This window comes from Streptomyces sp. 796.1 (genome assembly GCF_047525675.1).
Lineage (GTDB): Bacteria > Actinomycetota > Actinomycetes > Streptomycetales > Streptomycetaceae > Streptomyces.
In genome coordinates, this window is the sequence record NZ_JBLIWA010000049.1 from 1 (window position 1) to 16590 (window position 16590).

At 70.4% G+C, this 16590-nt stretch carries 10 protein-coding genes; 8 read left to right on the top strand and 2 right to left on the bottom strand.

Features of this window, described 5'->3' with window-relative positions; translation table 11 throughout:
- Positions 1-210 precede the first annotated feature (210 nt).
- The 7 genes from mtnA to ACMA1D_RS27885 all read left to right on the top strand — a co-directional run bounded on the left by mtnA (position 211) and on the right by ACMA1D_RS27885 (position 10430).
- Entirely contained in the window at positions 211-1350 is a 1140-nt protein-coding gene (gene mtnA / locus ACMA1D_RS27855; protein ID WP_414726755.1) for an S-methyl-5-thioribose-1-phosphate isomerase, read from the top strand.
- Positions 1351-1519: 169 nt separating this feature from the next.
- The gene (mtrA, locus tag ACMA1D_RS27860) at positions 1520-2197 is read left to right on the top strand and encodes a two-component system response regulator MtrA (RefSeq protein ID WP_187062858.1); all 678 of its coding nucleotides are present in this window, start codon (positions 1520-1522) and stop codon (positions 2195-2197) included.
- Position 2198: 1 nt separating this feature from the next.
- Positions 2199-4523 carry an MtrAB system histidine kinase MtrB gene (mtrB, locus tag ACMA1D_RS27865; protein WP_414726756.1) on the top strand — a complete coding sequence of 775 codons (2325 nt, stop codon included), beginning with the start codon at positions 2199-2201 and terminating at the stop codon, positions 4521-4523.
- A gap of 306 nt (positions 4524-4829) precedes the next feature.
- The gene (locus ACMA1D_RS27870; protein ID WP_414726757.1) at positions 4830-6593 is read left to right on the top strand and encodes an LpqB family beta-propeller domain-containing protein; all 1764 of its coding nucleotides are present in this window, start codon (positions 4830-4832) and stop codon (positions 6591-6593) included.
- 891 nt (positions 6594-7484) lie between these two features.
- A complete protein-coding gene (locus tag ACMA1D_RS27875; RefSeq protein ID WP_414726758.1) occupies positions 7485-8321 on the top strand; it encodes a ComF family protein in 837 nt (278 codons plus the stop codon).
- 321 nt (positions 8322-8642) lie between these two features.
- Positions 8643-9332, top strand: a complete 690-nt coding sequence (gene hpf, locus ACMA1D_RS27880; RefSeq protein WP_414726759.1) for a ribosome hibernation-promoting factor, HPF/YfiA family — start codon at positions 8643-8645, stop codon at positions 9330-9332.
- A 354-nt stretch (positions 9333-9686) separates the two neighbouring features.
- Entirely contained in the window at positions 9687-10430 is a 744-nt protein-coding gene (locus tag ACMA1D_RS27885; protein WP_414726760.1) for a response regulator, read from the top strand.
- Positions 10431-10683: 253 nt separating this feature from the next.
- Here ACMA1D_RS27885 and ACMA1D_RS27890 read toward each other — a convergent pair whose 3' ends face one another.
- Positions 10684-11904, bottom strand: coding sequence for a winged helix-turn-helix domain-containing protein (locus ACMA1D_RS27890; protein WP_414726761.1), 1221 nt, complete (start codon positions 11902-11904; stop codon positions 10684-10686).
- Positions 11905-12145: 241 nt separating this feature from the next.
- A complete protein-coding gene (locus ACMA1D_RS27895; RefSeq protein ID WP_414726762.1) occupies positions 12146-12733 on the bottom strand; it encodes a GNAT family N-acetyltransferase in 588 nt (195 codons plus the stop codon).
- 933 nt (positions 12734-13666) lie between these two features.
- Here ACMA1D_RS27895 and secA point away from each other — a divergent pair.
- Entirely contained in the window at positions 13667-16510 is a 2844-nt protein-coding gene (gene secA, locus ACMA1D_RS27900; protein ID WP_414726763.1) for a preprotein translocase subunit SecA, read from the top strand.
- The last annotated feature ends 80 nt before the right edge of the window (positions 16511-16590 follow it).

Here is a 16590-nt window from a genome sequence, read left to right on the forward strand (position 1 = left end):
TAGAAGCCCCGTTACGAACCTGGTTCGTGACGGGGCTTCTATGCGTTGTGGGGGGCTTGGTAGGGAGAATTCTCTACCAAGCCCCCCTTTTTTTGTATGTGGGAAGCGGGCTGCGTCGTATGTCCTGAGCTGTGTGTGCGGGGGAAGCCGTCCGACATGGGTGGGTAGTGGCTCTTCTGGAGTCGGTGCTGGAGGCGGCACACTGGGCAGATGGCCGATCAGTGTGCGGAATCGCCAGAGTCGTCGGAGAACTTCGTACCGCAGGGCGCGCAGACGGTGCGTTGGGAGGAGCTGGCGACGGGACCCGCGGTGGTCCTGTTGGACCAGCGGCGGTTGCCCGCCGAGGAAGTCCAGAGGGTGTGTGCGGACGTCCCCGCCCTCGTCGATGCCATTCGTACGCTCGCCGTACGAGGTGCTCCCGCGCTCGGTATCGCCGGAGCCTATGGGGTCGCCCTGGCTGCCAGCCGCGGGGACGACGTCGCCGAGGCCGCCAAATTGCTGGCCGAGGCCCGGCCGACCGCGGTCAACCTCGGGTACGGCGTACGGCGGGCTGCTCGCGCCCATCAGACGGCCGTCGCCGGAGGGGCCGGCCGGGAACGGGCCGCCGCAGCGGCGTTGGGTGAGGCGCGGGCGGTGCACCAGGAGGACGCCGAGGCCAGCAAGCGGATGGCCGCGCACGGCCTCGCCCTGCTGGAGGAACTCCTGCCGGGCGACGGCTATCGGGTGCTCACCCACTGCAACACCGGTGCGTTGGTGTCCGGCGGTGCGGGTACGGCGTTGGCCGTGGCGATGGCGGCACACCGGAGCGGCCGGCTGCGCAGGCTGTGGGTCGACGAGACGCGGCCACTGCTCCAGGGGGCACGGCTCACGACGTACGAGGCGGCGCGCGCCGGCATGCCGTACACGCTGCTCAGCGACAACGCAGCGGGTTCGCTGTTCGCCGCGGGTGAGGTGGACGCCGTGCTGATCGGGGCGGATCGGATCGCCGCTGACGGGTCGGTGGCGAACAAGGTGGGCAGCTATCCGCTGGCCGTGCTCGCCCGCTATCACCACGTGCCGTTCATCGTGGTGGCGCCGGCCACCACCGTCGACCTGGCGACTCCCGACGGCGCGGCCATCGAGATCGAGCAGCGGCCCGGGTACGAGGTCACGGAGATCGCCCTGCCGCACGCCTCGGGCCCCGGTGATGAGGGCCCCGTACGCGTGCCCATCGCGCCCGCGGGGACGCCCGCGTACAACCCCGCCTTCGATGTGACTCCGCCCGATCTGGTGACGGCGATCGTGACGGAAGGTGGCGTGGTGTCGCCTGTGACGTCAGTGGGGCTTGCTGAGCTGTGCGGGCGGGCGTAACCGCAGCGGCTCGGGTACCCGATGGGGCGCGGGCGGGCGGTTCGGGCTGCCTGAGGGCGGCGGTGTGTCGGCGGAACGGTCCGGGCGGATCTCGGCGAAGGTGGGACATGCTGCGAACGAGTGATCGCCCACGTCTAGCCACCGGGTCCGACAATGGGATGATGTCGCCATGAAGGGACGCGTCCTTGTCGTCGACGACGACACCGCACTGGCAGAAATGCTTGGCATTGTGCTGCGCGGCGAAGGCTTTGAACCGTCGTTCGTTTCCGATGGGGACAAAGCACTTGCTGCGTTTCGTGAGACCAAGCCCGATCTGGTGCTGCTCGATTTGATGTTGCCCGGGCGGGACGGCATTGAGGTGTGCCGGTTGATCCGGGCCGAGTCCGGGGTGCCGATCGTGATGCTCACGGCCAAGAGCGACACCGTGGATGTGGTGGTCGGACTTGAGTCGGGGGCGGACGACTACATCGTCAAGCCGTTCAAGCCCAAAGAACTGGTCGCGCGGATAAGGGCGCGGCTGCGGCGGTCCGAGGAACCGGTGCCCGAGCAGTTGGTCATCGGTGATCTGGTGATCGATGTGGCGGGGCATTCGGTGAAGCGAGAAGGGCAGTCGATCGCCCTGACCCCGCTGGAATTCGATTTGCTCGTGGCGCTGGCCCGTAAACCCTGGCAGGTATTCACCCGTGAGGTGCTCCTTGAGCAGGTCTGGGGATACCGGCACGCCGCGGACACCCGACTGGTGAACGTGCACGTGCAGCGGTTGCGCTCGAAGGTGGAGAAGGACCCGGAGCGGCCGGAGATCGTCGTGACCGTACGCGGGGTGGGTTACAAGGCCGGGCCGAGCTGAGATGACGGAAAGTGGGGCTGCTCCGGAGCCGACGGGGCCGGGCGCTCCTCCAGCGGGGGGCTCGACCGACGGGCGTGGTGCGGGGCGCCCCGTGGCTGCGGGGAGCGACATATCGCTGTTCGGGCGGCTTTGGCGGGGCGGCAACCTGTTGCCCGACGGGGCTTCCGGGGCGCCGGTGCACCCCGTTCTGCGCCTGTTCGTCCGGTGGGTGCGACGGCCGCTGCTGCCGGCTGCGCGGCTCTACCGACGGAACATCCAGCTCCGGGTGGTCGCCACCACCTTGCTCATGTCGCTCGGTGTGGTGCTCATCCTCGGCGTCGTGGTCATCGGGCAGGTACGCAACGGGCTGCTGGACGCCAAGCGGCACGCTGCGCAGAGCCAGGCCGTCGGCGGGTTCACCGCGGCCGAGGACGCGGCCGAGAGCGCCGATGACGCGCGTAGTGGCGATGAGGGTGCGGGCGGCGCGCGGGGGAACCGGGACGCTGGCGCGTGGTTGACCGCGCTGGTGCAACAGCTCGCCAGTGGTGGGCAGGGCGTCTACTCGGTGGTGGCGCTCAGCTCGGAGACCGAGGGCGAGCGGACGGTCAGCAAGCGCGGGCCGCGCGCCTCGGGCGGAATCCAGCCCGAGGAGAGCATCAGCAAGACCCTGCGGGAACAGGTCGACCAGAATTCCGGCCCGCACGAGCAGTACACGAACATCGTGCACGACGCCTCGAACAAGCGGGAGCCGGCGCTCGTCATCGGCCAGCGGCTGAACGACATCAACGGCGAGGCGTACCAGCTCTACTACCTCTTCCCGTTCACCCAGGAAGAGAAGTCGCTGAGCCTGGTGAAGGGCACGCTCGCGACCGCCGGCGTGTTCGTGGTGGTGCTGCTCGGGGCCATTGCGTGGCTGGTGGTGCGGCAGGTCGTCACACCGGTGCGGATGGCCGCCGGGATCTCCGAGCGGCTCGCGGCCGGGCTGCTCCAGGAGCGGATGAAGGTCACCGGCGAGGACGACATCGCGCGTCTCGGCGAGGCGTTCAACAAGATGGCGCACAACCTCCAGGTCAAGATCCAGCAGCTTGAGGATCTGTCCCGGATGCAGCGACGGTTCGTATCGGACGTTTCGCACGAGCTGCGGACGCCGCTGACGACCGTACGGATGGCTGCCGATGTGATTTATGAGGCGCGGGACGAGTTCGATCCGGCCACGGCACGGTCGGCTGAGCTGCTGGGTGGGCAGCTCGACCGGTTCGAGTCGCTGCTCGCCGATCTGTTGGAGATCAGCCGGTTCGACGCGGGGGCCGCGGCGCTGGAGGCCGAGCCGATCGACCTGCGTGACGTGGTCAAACGCGTGGTGGACGGGGCGGAACCGCTGGCCGAGCGGAAGGGCAGCCAGATCATCATCCGTGGCGCCCACCGCCCGGTGATCGCGGAGGCCGACGCGCGCCGGGTGGAGCGGGTGCTGCGCAACCTCGTGGTGAACGCCGTCGAGCACGGTGAGGGCAAGGACGTGGTGGTGCGGCTGGCGGCCAAGAGCGGCGCCGTGGCCGTGGCCGTACGGGACTACGGGGTCGGGCTGAAGCCGGGCGAGGCGACGCGGGTGTTCAACCGCTTCTGGCGGGCCGACCCGGCGCGTGCCCGTACCACCGGCGGTACGGGGCTCGGCCTGTCGATCGCGGAGGAGGACGCGCGGTTGCACGGGGGCTGGCTCCAGGCGTGGGGCGAGCCGGGGGGCGGGTCGCAGTTCCGGCTCACGCTCCCGCGTGCGGCGGGTGACGCGTTGCGCGGCTCGCCCATACCGCTCGAACCGGAGGACTCGCGGCGCAAGCGCGCGCTGCGGGCGGCCAAGGCTGCGGAGCGCGCCGGTAGCAGTACGTTGGCTGGTGGTGCGGGTGGCCGGGGCTCGGGGGCGCATGTTGTCAGTGGTGCGCGTCTTGGTGATGCGGCGCAACCTGCTGGTGCTGGTGCTGGTGAGGGGCAGGGCGAGGCGGCGGGGCCGGGCGGCACCGGGGTGCGCGAGTCGGCCGAGGCCACGAGTGCGCGTCCCGGGAAGTCCGCGGGTGCCCATCGGGTGACCGGGGCCACCGTCTCCGTACTGCCGGCGAAACGTCCTGGTTCCACCCCGGGGGCAGGCGCGGCGGAGCCGGCCGGCAGGGGCCCGCGCGCATCGGGTGCGACGGACGCCGGCCGGGGCGGGGCGGGTGCCCGTGGTGGGAGCGGGGCCAGTGGTGCCGGATCGCCGGGGCGGAACGGCGGTGCCGATCCTGCTGGTGAGGGCGATGCGGGTGGCCGCGGGCGCGGGGCGGGTCCCGGTACGGATCGAGAAGGGACTTCGGAGTGATGCTGGCCTGCGATCGAGGGAGCCACCGCCGTGCGTGCTGAGAACACGGCGTACGGCCGTCGGCCCGTGGGGCGCATCGAGGAGGGCTCGACCGGGTCGGGTGCGGGTGTTGATGGCGGTGTCGGCGCCAGCCGCCGACGTGGGGGCGCGGGCCGCCTTGGTGGCTTCTTCGACCTCAATCCGCGGGCTACCGGCGCGCGGAGTCGTAGGGGCGCGCCGGAGGGTAGCGGCGCGCCTGGGAGCCGCGGGCGTCGGCTCCGTGCCGGCGCCTCGCGGTTGCGGTCCGGTGTGGTCCTGGCGGTCGGCGTGGTGCTGCTGGCCGGCTGTGCGTCGATGCCCGACAGCGGTGACGTACGGCAGGTGGGGTCCACGCCACGCGCCGATGCGGATTCACCTGTACGGGTATACGGGGTGCGTCCGGGGAACGATGAGGAGCCGCTGGACCTCGTACTCGGTTTCCTGGAGGCGACCACCAGCGACGAGGCCGAATTCGAGACGGCTCGGCAGTATCTGACGCGGCGTGCGGACGACCGGTGGAACCCGTCCGCGGAGACGGTCGTGCTCGCCCAGGCGCCCAAGGTGCGGGTGGAGCGCAGGTCGGATCCGGAGGGCACGGGATATGACGTCGTGTTGTCCGGTCGGCAACTCGCCACGGTCGATGCCAATCACGCGTACGCGCCCGACGAAAAACCGTATGAGGAACGGTTGCACGTGGCGAGGTCGGGTTCGCAATGGCGGATCGATTCGCTGCCGGCGGGGCTGGTTCTGGGCGAATCGGACTTCAAGCGTATTTATCGCCCCGTCAACAAGTACTACTTCGCGGAATTGGGGCCCGATACCGGCAAGTCGGCCGTGGGTAAGGACGTACTGGTCGCCGACCCCGTCTATTTGCGGCGGTGGATCGATCCGGTGACCTCGACGGTCAAGTCGCTGCTGGGCGGGCCCACCAACTGGCTCGAACCGGTGGTTCGCACGTCGTTCCCGAGCGGCACCGAGCTGAAGAGCAGCCATCTGCGGCTCGACAACTCGAACGGGCTGCGCCTGCAACTGAGCAATGCCGCGTCCGGTGTGGACCAGTTGCGCTGTCACGAGATGGCGGCGCAACTGTTGTTCACCGTGCAGGACCTTTCGTCGTCCAAGGTCGGCAGCGTGACGCTGGAGAAGGCCGACGGCACCGAGTTGTGCAGCCTGACCCGGGAGGAGGCCGAGGGGTACGCGCCGGACCGGATCAATGGCGAGGCCAGTAACCAGTACTTCATCGACCAGGAGCGCCGGCTGGTCCAACTCGACAATGCCGGTGACGATCCGATCCATGTGCCCGGGCCGTTCGGCGAGCAGGGCGCGGACCTGGGGTCGGTGGCCGTGGCGCGCGACGAGCGGACCGCGGCAGGGGTGTCGCACAACGGGCGGGACCTATACGTGGCGGACCTCAAGCCCGGGGTGGAGCGCGGGGATTCGCGGTTGCACAGTGCCAGCGGCGGCCGGGACGCCGGGCTGACCGTACCGAGTTGGGATGGTTTGGGTGACCTGTGGGTGGCGGATCGCAGCCCGAGCAAGCCGCGGTTGGTGCGGTTGGCCGGTGGGGTGGGGGAGCCGGAAGAGGTCAACATCACCGGGCTCGACGGTGGCCGGATCGTAGCGCTGCGCGTCGCCGCTGACAGTACGCGGATCGCCCTGCTGATCGAGCGTCGTGGCCATACGACGCTGTGGTTGGGCCGCATCGAACGCGCGACGACGCCCGCCGATCCCACGCTGTCGATCAGGGGGCTGCGCGCGCTCGCGCCGCAGCTCAACGACGTGGACGCCGTCTCGTGGGCCGGGGGCAGCCGGTTGGTGGTGGCCGGCACGGAGTCCGGCGGGGTGCAGGAGCTGAGCTTCGTACAGACGGATGGCTCGCCTGGGAACAGCGCCACGGTGCCGGGGCCGGGCAAGGTGCGGCAGCTTGCCGCTTCGGAGGACGAGAACCGGCCACTGATCGCCGAGGCGTCGGACGGGATCGTCCGGCTGCCGCCGAATGAGAACTGGAAGACGGTCGTCAAGGAGGGGACGGCGCCGGTCTACCCGGGGTGACGGTGCTACGGCGGTCCCTGCTCGGGGCTGTCTGAGGCCGGGGCCACTACCGGGGCCACCTCGGGATTTCGTCCTTGCACGGGCCGTTGGTGGGCTTTCGCGGCTGGAGCGGGGCCGGACCGGTCGGGCGGCGTCGGCCGGTTGTTGGCGGCGGGCGGGGTGCGCGCCGGGGCGCTTGAGTACGGGGACGAGGGCGGTTGCACGCTGGTGCGGCTGCCCTCGTCCTCTTGCCGTTCCGCGGGCTGGTGGAGCGGGGCCGGATCGGCCGTGGCGAGGGTGGCGGAGCCGGAGGAGCGTACTCCGCGGTGCCGGATGCGATGGTGAAGCGAGAGCCGACCACTGTGCTGTGAGCCGTTGTGCGCCGCCCTGACCTGTGCTTTTCCCGCGAAGGGCGGAAGTGGGTGCACTGGCTCGGCAGAGTTATCCACAGGGGTGGCGGGCCCGGGGCCGCGGCGGGACAGTGGACTCATGCGGGGATGGTGGAGCGAGACGGCGGGGCTGATGCTGCCGGTGGACTGTGCGGGGTGCGGGGCGCCTCGACGGGTGCTGTGCGCACGGTGCCAGCGGGTGCTGTTGGGTACGGGGGCGCGTCGGGTGTGGCCGAGCCCGCTGCCTTCTGGGCTGCCTGCGGTATGGGCGGCAGCGGCCTATGCGGGTGCGTGCCGGGAAGTGCTGCTCGCGCACAAGGAGCGGGGTGCGTTACGGCTGGTGGGCCCGTTGGGCACGGCACTGGCGCTGGCGGTGTGCGCGGTGGTGGCGTGCGGGGCGTCGCGCGGTTCTGGGGCTGTGCGGTCAGTGGAGGTGGCACGCGGTGCCGTCCGGCGGCGAGTGTGCGTGCGGCGTGTCCCGGTAGGTGCGGAAGGCGGTGGCGGGGGTGCGCACGGTGGGTGGGTGGATACGGCTGAGGGCGCGAGCGAGCGGGTGCGGGTGCGGGTGGAGGCCGGGGCGGGGGCGTACGGGATAGCTGAGGCGGGGGCGGGGCTCGCGGCGCTGGTCGGGGCGGGTGTGGTGAAGGGGCCGCTGTTGCTCGTGCCGATGCCTTCCGCACGGCGGGCGGTGGCTGCGCGCGGGCACGACCCGATGGTGCGGATCGCCCGGGCTGCGGCGCGTGAGCTGCGGCGACAGGGGGTGCCGGCGCGGGCGTTGCCGGTGCTGCGACAGCAGCGCCCGGTGCTTGACCAGGCGGGCCTGAGTGCCGTGCAGCGGAGGGTCAACATGGCGGGCGCGCTGCGGGTGGCCCGGGGTGCGGAGCGGGTGTTGGCCGGTGGCTCCGTGGTGCTGGTGGACGACCTGATGACGACCGGGGCCTCGCTTGCCGAGGCGGCCCGGGTGGTGCGGGGTGTGGTGGGTTCGCCGGGTGCGGAGGCAGGGGTGGTGCTGGCGGCGTCGCCCGGGGTTCGGGAGGGAGGGAGACGGTGCGCCGGGTTGCCGGCGGAGCTGGCACGCGGTGCCAGGGAGGGAGGTGCGGGTGAGACGGCCGGTGACGAGGAGTACGAGACCGCGCCCGGTGGGGCCTGTCGGCGCTGCGGGGCCCGGGTCGGGCGCGGGGCGTGCGGTGCCGGAGGCGGGGCTGGAGCTGGGGCCGGAAGCGCGGTCTGCTGTGTCGGGGTCAGAGCCGGGGCCGGGGGTGTGGCGTGCGGTGGTGGGGCCGGAAGCGTGGTGGGTGGGCTGGTCGGGGCTGCGGTGATCGCTGCTTCGGAGAGTGCGTTTGGCGCGAATCGGAACTGATGGCAAACCCGGGTCGTTGCAGCTAGTAACAGGGAAAAAGCACCTGAACGGAGGTACGTGCCGGTAGGGGGTGCCGACTTCGGGCTGATCGAGCTATGTTCGGTTGTGAGGACTACGGGCCACTATGGCGCTGATATCCGCTTAGCGTGCTTCATGCTTTTCTGTGTTCCATGGAAACGTGAACACTGTGGGGTGTAAATCCCAATGGCGGGGGAGAAGGAGGTGAAAGCCGCCGAGTCGGGGGCCCGGAAATCTCCCGGGCCCAGTGCGAAACGGATGGCTTCGAACAGCCAACGGAGCAATCCGGGAACGGAGTTCTGCGTGGACATCGTCGTGAAGGGCCGCAAGACAGAGGTGCCGGAGCGGTTCCGCAAGCACGTGGCCGAGAAGCTGAAGCTGGAGAAGATCCAGAAGCTCGACGGCAAGGTGATCAGCCTCGACGTCGAGGTGTCCAAGGAACACAACCCGCGCCAGGCCGACCGTTCCGACCGAGTGGAGATCACGCTCCGCTCCCGGGGGCCGGTGATCAGGGCGGAAGCCGCCGCGGCCGATCCGTACGCAGCGCTGGACCTTGCCACGGGCAAGCTGGAACAGCGGTTGCGCAAGCAGAACGACAAGCGTCACGCACGGCGGGGGAACGGGCGTATCCCGGCGAGCGACGTCGCCGTGGCCGTGCCGGATGCCGCGCGCATCAACGGCACGGGGGAGAGCGCTGAGGACGGTGGCGCGGACACCGTGCCGACCACGCGCATGGGTTCCCTCGAAGTGCGCGGCGAGGGCCCGCTCATCGTCCGCGAGAAGACGCACGCCGCGGCGCCGATGACGCTCGACCAGGCCCTGTACGAGATGGAGTTGGTCGGTCATGACTTCTACCTGTTCGTCGACTCCGACACCAACCACCCGAGCGTCGTCTACCGGCGGCACGGCTATGACTACGGCGTCATCCACCTCAAGACGGAGGCGTTCGTCGGTGAGGAGCCCGGCGGTGCCGGGGGCGCGCTCGGTGGCTGACGCCGGCTGACGGGCGCAGGCCCGGTTGGCGGTTGCCGGGTGGGCCGCGAGCGGTCCGTACGGATGCGGAGCCAAGGCCCGTACGGCCGCGGCTCCGAGGCGGGTGGCCCGGCGGAGCTGACTGGAATTGATCCACGAGGTGCGGTTCCGACCGTGTCTCATACGACGGTGTAGGGAGTGCCCCGGGAGGGTCGAATTGGGCCTCCGGGGCACTACCGTGCGGAGAGCGGGAGCACCGGTCCACCCCGCGGGCATGGAATCATGGCGGCGTGGTCAATCGGCGCTCGGTGGGGACTGGTTGGCGTGCAGAGCTAGGTGCAACCGCAAGGCCACGGCCTTCATGGGGGAGGAACGATGGCGGACAGCTTCGGGCCCGTGCCCGACGATGACGACGGTGACCGCGTCGACGTCGGAACGGACAGGGGCGAGTCGAGCAAGGAGCCGATCCGGGTCCTCGTGGTGGACGATCACGCGCTCTTCCGCCGGGGGTTGGAGATCGTTCTTGCGCAGGAGGAGGACATCCAGGTCATCGGCGAGGCCGGGGACGGGGCGGAGGCCGTGGAGAAGGCGGCCGACCTGCTTCCCGACATCGTGTTGATGGATGTCCGAATGCCCAAGCGGGGTGGGATCGAGGCGTGTACCTCCATCAAGGAGGTGGCCCCCAGCGCGAAGATCATCATGCTGACGATCAGCGACGAGGAAGCCGACCTCTACGAGGCGATCAAGGCGGGGGCCACCGGGTACCTCCTCAAGGAGATCTCCACCGATGAGGTGGCGACGGCGATCCGGGCCGTGGCGGACGGGCAGTCGCAGATCAGTCCCTCGATGGCGTCGAAGTTGCTGACCGAGTTCAAGTCAATGATTCAGCGCACCGACGAGCGGCGCCTGGTGCCCGCGCCGCGGTTGACGGACCGTGAGCTTGAGGTGCTCAAGCTCGTGGCGACCGGCATGAACAACCGCGACATCGCCAAGGAACTCTTCATCAGCGAGAACACGGTCAAGAACCACGTCCGCAACATCCTGGAGAAACTGCAACTCCACTCCCGGATGGAAGCCGTGGTGTACGCGATGCGCGAGAAGATCCTCGAAATCAGATGAACGCCGCCCGAGCCGGCTGCCCTCGCAGGCCTCGGGCTGCCGGCCCTGTTTCCGCCTGCGACGCCGACGGTGACGCCGATCGTGACGGCCGCCCGGGGCGTGCTTGGTCCCGGCCGTGGGCTGCGGGCTTCCGGTGTCGGTTTCCGGCGGCGCCAGCTATGTGACGTGGCGTCAGGAATGCGCGGGCCGATGTGAGTTGGTTGGTCGGGTCAGGGCTAATTGCTTGACGGTCGTGGTACGCGGTGGGGGTCGGCTAGGCGAGGGCCGTGGTGAGTGGGGTTGCTAGTTCGGGGTGGTTGATCCGCTCCACGCGGATCTCCTCGCAGCCCACCCAGTCGGCGGCCTCCCGCAGTGCGCGGGCCATGGCGGGTACGTCCTTCGGGCCGCGCAGGGAGAGCTGCCGGGCCACCAGGGTCTTGCCTTCCCTGGCCGGGTCGACGCGGCCCACCAGCTTGCCGCCGGCCAGCAGGGGCATCGCGAAATAGCCGTGTATCCGCTTGGGCTTGGGGACGTACGCCTCAAGGCGGTGGGTGAAGTCGAAGATGCGCTGGGTGCGCGGGCGGTCCCAGATCAGGGAGTCGAAGGGGGACAGCAGGGTGGTGCGGTGGCGCTCCCGGCGCCCCGCGGACTCGGCGGCGAGCGCGGCCGGGTCGGCCCAGGCCGGCTTGTCCCAGCCCACGACCTCGACCGGCGTCAGCCCCGTATCCGCTATGACGGCGGCCACCTGCTCGTTCTTGAGTCGGTGGTAGTCGGCGAGGTCCGCGCGGGTGGCCACGCCCATCGCCACGCCGGCCTGGGCGACCAGTCGGCGCAGGCACTCCGCGTCCGGCAGTTCGTCGTGCAACAGGTGCTCGGGGACGGCGCGCTCGGCCAGGTCGTACACCCGCTTCCAGCCGCGCCGCTCGGTGCAGACCACCTCGCCGTACATCAGGGCGCGTTCGACAGCGATCTTGGCGGCCGACCAGTCCCACCATTCGCCGCCGTTCTTGGCGCCGCCCAGTTGGCTGGCGGTCAGTGGCCCCTCGGCCCGCAACTGGGCGATGACCTGGTCGTACGCCCCCGATGGCAGGTCCTGGTTCCAGTGCGGGCGGTCGCGGTAGGCACGGCGGCGGAAGGCGAAGTGCGGCCACTCCTCGATCGGCAGGATGCAGGCGGCGTGCGACCAGTACTCGAAGCTGTGTGTCTCGGTCCAGTACGCCGAGTCCACCGTGTCGCGGCCGACGGCGCCCAGCCGGGCGTACGGCACCAGTTCGTGTGACCGGGCCAGCACCGAGATCGTGTCCAACTGGACCGCTCCCAGCGAACGCAGCACACCGCGCACACCCGACCGCTGGTCCCGCGCACCGAGCAGCCCCTGGGCCCGCAGCGCTATGCGGCGGGCCTCGTCGGCGGACAGGGTGAACTCGGGGCGGGCGCTGTCCGCCGGCGCACCGGCGGGTGGCGTGCTGCGGTTCGCTGACACGGGAGTTGTCATGCGGGCCACAGTAAACGGTGCCACTGACAACGCCTTTGACCAGCGGCTTTGACCAGTGTGCTGGGCTGGCGGCGCTGCCGGGCGGACGCGCCTCGTGGGCGCCGGCCGCCCGCCGCTGCCCGGGGCGGCGGACCGCCCCGGGCCCGTACGAGCGCCGGCAGAGCGGTGGCCCGGTCGTGGGCGGCTCGCCGCTGTGCCGGGCCCGCGGGCCCGCGGGCCCACGCGTTCGTGGCGAGGCGGGTCAGGGGCGTTCGGGGGCCGGCAGGTACGCGGAGGTGGCCGGGAGTCCGAGATCGGTGGGGAGGAGGGCGCCGAGCCAGGCGTCGCGGCGAACCCCCTGGTGGACGAGGCGGGCGCGCAGGACGCCTTCCACCTGGAAGCCGATCGAGCGGGCCACCGCGCGCGAGCCTTCGTTGCCGACCTCGGCGTACCACTCCAGGCGCTCCACGCCCAGGTCCTCGAAGGCCCAGAGCGCAAGGCGGCGGCCGGCCTCGGCGGTGTAGCCGTGGCCGCGCTGCTCCTTGGCCGTCCAGTAGCCGAGTTCGGACTGTCGGTTCGAGATGCCCGCCGCATGGTGGATCAGGCCGATGGCGCCCACGAACGCGCCGTCCTTGGTGGTGACGGCGAAGTTGTACGTGGCGTCGTCGCGCCAGCCCTTCGGGCAGGCCAAGGCCACGAAGTCGTGCGCGTGCTCGCGCGTGTAGGGCGACGGCACGTTCGTCCACCGCGGGATGTCGGGGTCCTGGCAGGCGGCGAGGACGGCATCCGTGTCGGCCGGCTCGAAGGGGCGCAGGACGAGGCGCTCGGTGCTGAGTATGACGGGCTCCATGAACTGATTCTGGTCGGTCTACGGGGGCGAGGGAAACGGATTTGTGGCGGCCGGTTCGTGCGGCCCGCGCCCGCGCCGGGTGCGCCTGCACCCTTGCCCACCTGCTGCGATGCGGGGGAAGCGGCTCGGGCGGTCGGCTCCGCCGTTGACGTGGTGACCGGCCGCGGCTCCGCTGACCTCTCGGCCCCTCTGGGGGCGGGCGCGGGCCGGGCCGCGTGGGCGGTCCGTGACGCGCGGCGAGGTGCGGTGCGGCTGGCTGGCGGCCTGGGCGGGTGGCGCCTGTCGCTGTCGAGTACGTGTCGGGTTCGGAGCACCGCGCGCCTCGCGCGTACGGGCGAGGGCCGGGCGTAGGTCCTCGGGCCGGCAGCCGCCCTCCCTCCTCGCGCGCGTCGCGGGCGCGTGCGGCGGCCACGGCGTCGCGCTGGAGTTCCGGGAGGTTCCCCGGGAACGGGGACAGCCCCGCGCGCGGACGCGTAGCGCCCCTACGGGCGGGGCCCCGTGGACGGAACCGGCAAACCCGCGCGCGTGCGCGCGTACTGCCGGGACGGGGCAGGGCGGGGACGGGAAGGGGATGGAACAGGGCGGGGACGGGGCGGGCCAGGGCGCGCCGCTCCGTGCGGGTGACCTGGCGCGGTCTGACCCGGAGCGCGCGGGAGTGCGGTGGAAAGTCCCGTACTGCGGGTGAAAAGTGCCGTACGGACGGTGGTCGGGGTGGGGGAGGCGGTCCCGTCCTTCCGGGCGTTCTCCAGGCACCTTCCGCGGGGTTCGGACGTTGACACAGCGGGCGATAGCGAGCCTTCGTGCCGACGGACCTCCCGGGGTGGGCTGGTCCTGACTTACGATGGCCGTTGCGGCAGGCCCCGTGGCCCCCGATAATGCCGCGCTAGCGCACCCCCAACCGTGCCAGGTCCGACCGGCAAGGAGCCAGCCTACGTGTCCGTCCTCAACAAGCTCATGCGTGCAGGCGAAGGCAAGATCCTGCGCAAGCTGCACCGCATCGCGGGCCAGGTCAACTCCATCGAAGAGGACTTCCTGAACCTCTCCGACGCAGAGCTGCGCGCTCTCACGGACGAGTACAAGGAGCGGTACGCGGACGGTGAGAGCCTCGACGACCTCCTGCCCGAGGCGTTCGCCACGGTCCGTGAGGCCGCCAAGCGCGTGCTCGGCCAGCGCCACTACGACGTCCAGATCATGGGCGGCGCCGCGCTGCACAACGGCTACGTCGCCGAGATGAAGACCGGTGAGGGCAAGACCCTCGTCGGCACGCTGCCCGCGTACCTGAACGGCCTGTCCGGCAAGGGCGTGCACCTGATCACGGTCAACGACTACCTGGCCGAGCGCGACTCCGAGCTGATGGGCCGGGTGCACAAGTTCCTCGGCCTGTCCGTCGGCTGCATCCTCGCCAACATGACGCCGGCGCAGCGCCGCGAGATGTACAACTGCGACATCACGTACGGCACCAACAACGAGTTCGGCTTCGACTACCTGCGCGACAACATGGCGTGGTCGAAGGACGAGCTGGTGCAGCGCGGGCACAACTTCGCGATCGTGGACGAGGTCGACTCGATCCTCGTCGACGAGGCGCGTACGCCGCTGATCATCTCCGGCCCCGCCGACCAGGCGACCAAGTGGTACGGCGACTTCGCCAAGCTGGTGAAGCGGCTGAACCGCGGCGAGGCGGCCAACCCGCTCAAGCGGGACGAGAACGGCAACCCGCAGCAGGAGACCGGCGACTACGAGGTCGACGAGAAGAAGCGGACCGTCGGCATCCACGACACCGGTGTCACCAAGGTCGAGAACTGGCTGGGCATCGACAACCTCTACGAGTCGGTCAACACCCCGCTCGTCGGTTACCTGAACAACGCCATCAAGGCGAAGGAACTGTTCAAGAAGGACAAGGACTACGTCGTCATCGACGGCGAAGTCATGATCGTCGACGAGCACACGGGCCGTATCCTCGCCGGCCGCCGCTACAACGAGGGCATGCACCAGGCGATCGAGGCGAAGGAAGGGGTGGACATCAAGGACGAGAACCAGACCCTCGCCACGATCACCCTCCAGAACTTCTTCCGCCTCTACGGCACGCTGTCGGGCATGACCGGTACGGCGATGACCGAGGCCGCCGAGTTCCACCAGATCTACAAGCTCGGCGTCGTCCCGATCCCGACCAACCGGCCGATGGTCCGCATCGACCAGGCCGACCTGATCTACCGCACCGAGCCCGCGAAGTTCGACGCGGTCGTCGAGGACATCGCCGAGAAGCACGAGAAGGGCCAGCCGGTCCTGGTCGGTACGACCTCGGTGGAGAAGTCGGAGTACCTCTCGCAGCAGCTCACCAAGCGCGGTGTGCGGCACGAGGTGCTCAACGCCAAGCAGCACGACCGGGAGGCGACGATCGTCGCCCAGGCCGGGCGCAAGGGCGCGGTCACCGTGGCGACCAACATGGCCGGCCGTGGCACCGACATCCAGCTCGGTGGCAACCCGGACGACCTGGCCGAGAACGAGCTGCGCGGCAAGGGCCTGGACCCGGTCGAGCACGTCGAGGAGTGGGCCGCCGCGCTGCCCGCCGCCCTGGAGCGCGCCAAGGCCGCGGTCAAGGCGGAGCACGAGGAGGTCAAGGAGCTCGGCGGGCTGTACGTGTTGGGCACCGAGCGGCACGAGTCGCGGCGCATCGACAACCAGCTCCGCGGTCGTTCCGGCCGACAGGGCGACCCGGGCGAGTCCCGCTTCTACCTCTCGCTCGGCGACGACCTGATGCGGCTGTTCAAGGCCCAGATGGTCGAGCGCGTGATGTCGATGGCCAACGTGCCCGACGACGTACCGATCGAGAACAAGATGGTCACCCGCGCCATCGCCTCCGCGCAGTCGCAGGTCGAGCAGCAGAACTTCGAGACGCGTAAGAACGTCCTGAAGTACGACGAGGTGCTCAACCGGCAGCGTGAGGTCATCTACGGCGAGCGCCGCCGCGTCCTGGAGGGCGAGGACCTGCACGAGCAGGTGGTGCACTTCATGGACGACACGATCGACGCCTACGTGCAGGCCGAGACCGTGGAGGGGTTCGCCGAGGAGTGGGACCTGGACCGGCTGTGGGGCGCGTTCAAGCAGCTCTACCCGGTGCAGGTGACCATCGAGGAGCTTGAGGACGAGGTGGGCGGCGACCGCGCCGGGCTCACCGCCGAGTTCATCACCGACGCCATCAAGGACGACATCCACGCGCAGTACGCGGCGCGTGAGGAGCAGCTCGGTTCGGACATCATGCGGGAGCTTGAGCGCCGCGTGGTGCTGTCCGTCCTCGACCGCAAGTGGCGCGAGCACCTCTACGAGATGGACTACCTCCAGGAGGGCATCGGCCTGCGTGCGATGGCCCAGAAGGACCCGTTGGTCGAGTACCAGCGGGAGGGCTTCGACATGTTCACGGCCATGATGGAGGGCATCAAGGAGGAGTCCGTCGGCTACCTGTTCAACCTGGAGGTCCAGGTGGAGCAGCAGGTCGAGGAGGTTCCGGTGGAGGACGCGGCCCCGTCGCTGGAGAAGGGCGACGAGGTCCCCGCGGGTGCGCCGCGCCCCGAGATCCACGCCAAGGGCCTGGACGCGCCGCAGCGCCCGGACCGGCTGCACTTCTCGGCCCCGACGGTGGACGGCGAGGGCGGCGTGGTCGAGGGCGATTTCGCCACCGACTCGCCGAACGAGACCACCTCGTCCACGCCCGTGGGAGCCGGCACGACCCGTGCCGAGCGCCGCAAGGCCCAGAAGGGCGGCCGTCGCCGCAAGAAGTAGCGCGACGCAGGAGCAACGAACGGGGCACGTCCCGCGCGTGAGCGCGCGGGGCGCCCCGGGGCCGCGGGCCCGGCATCGCC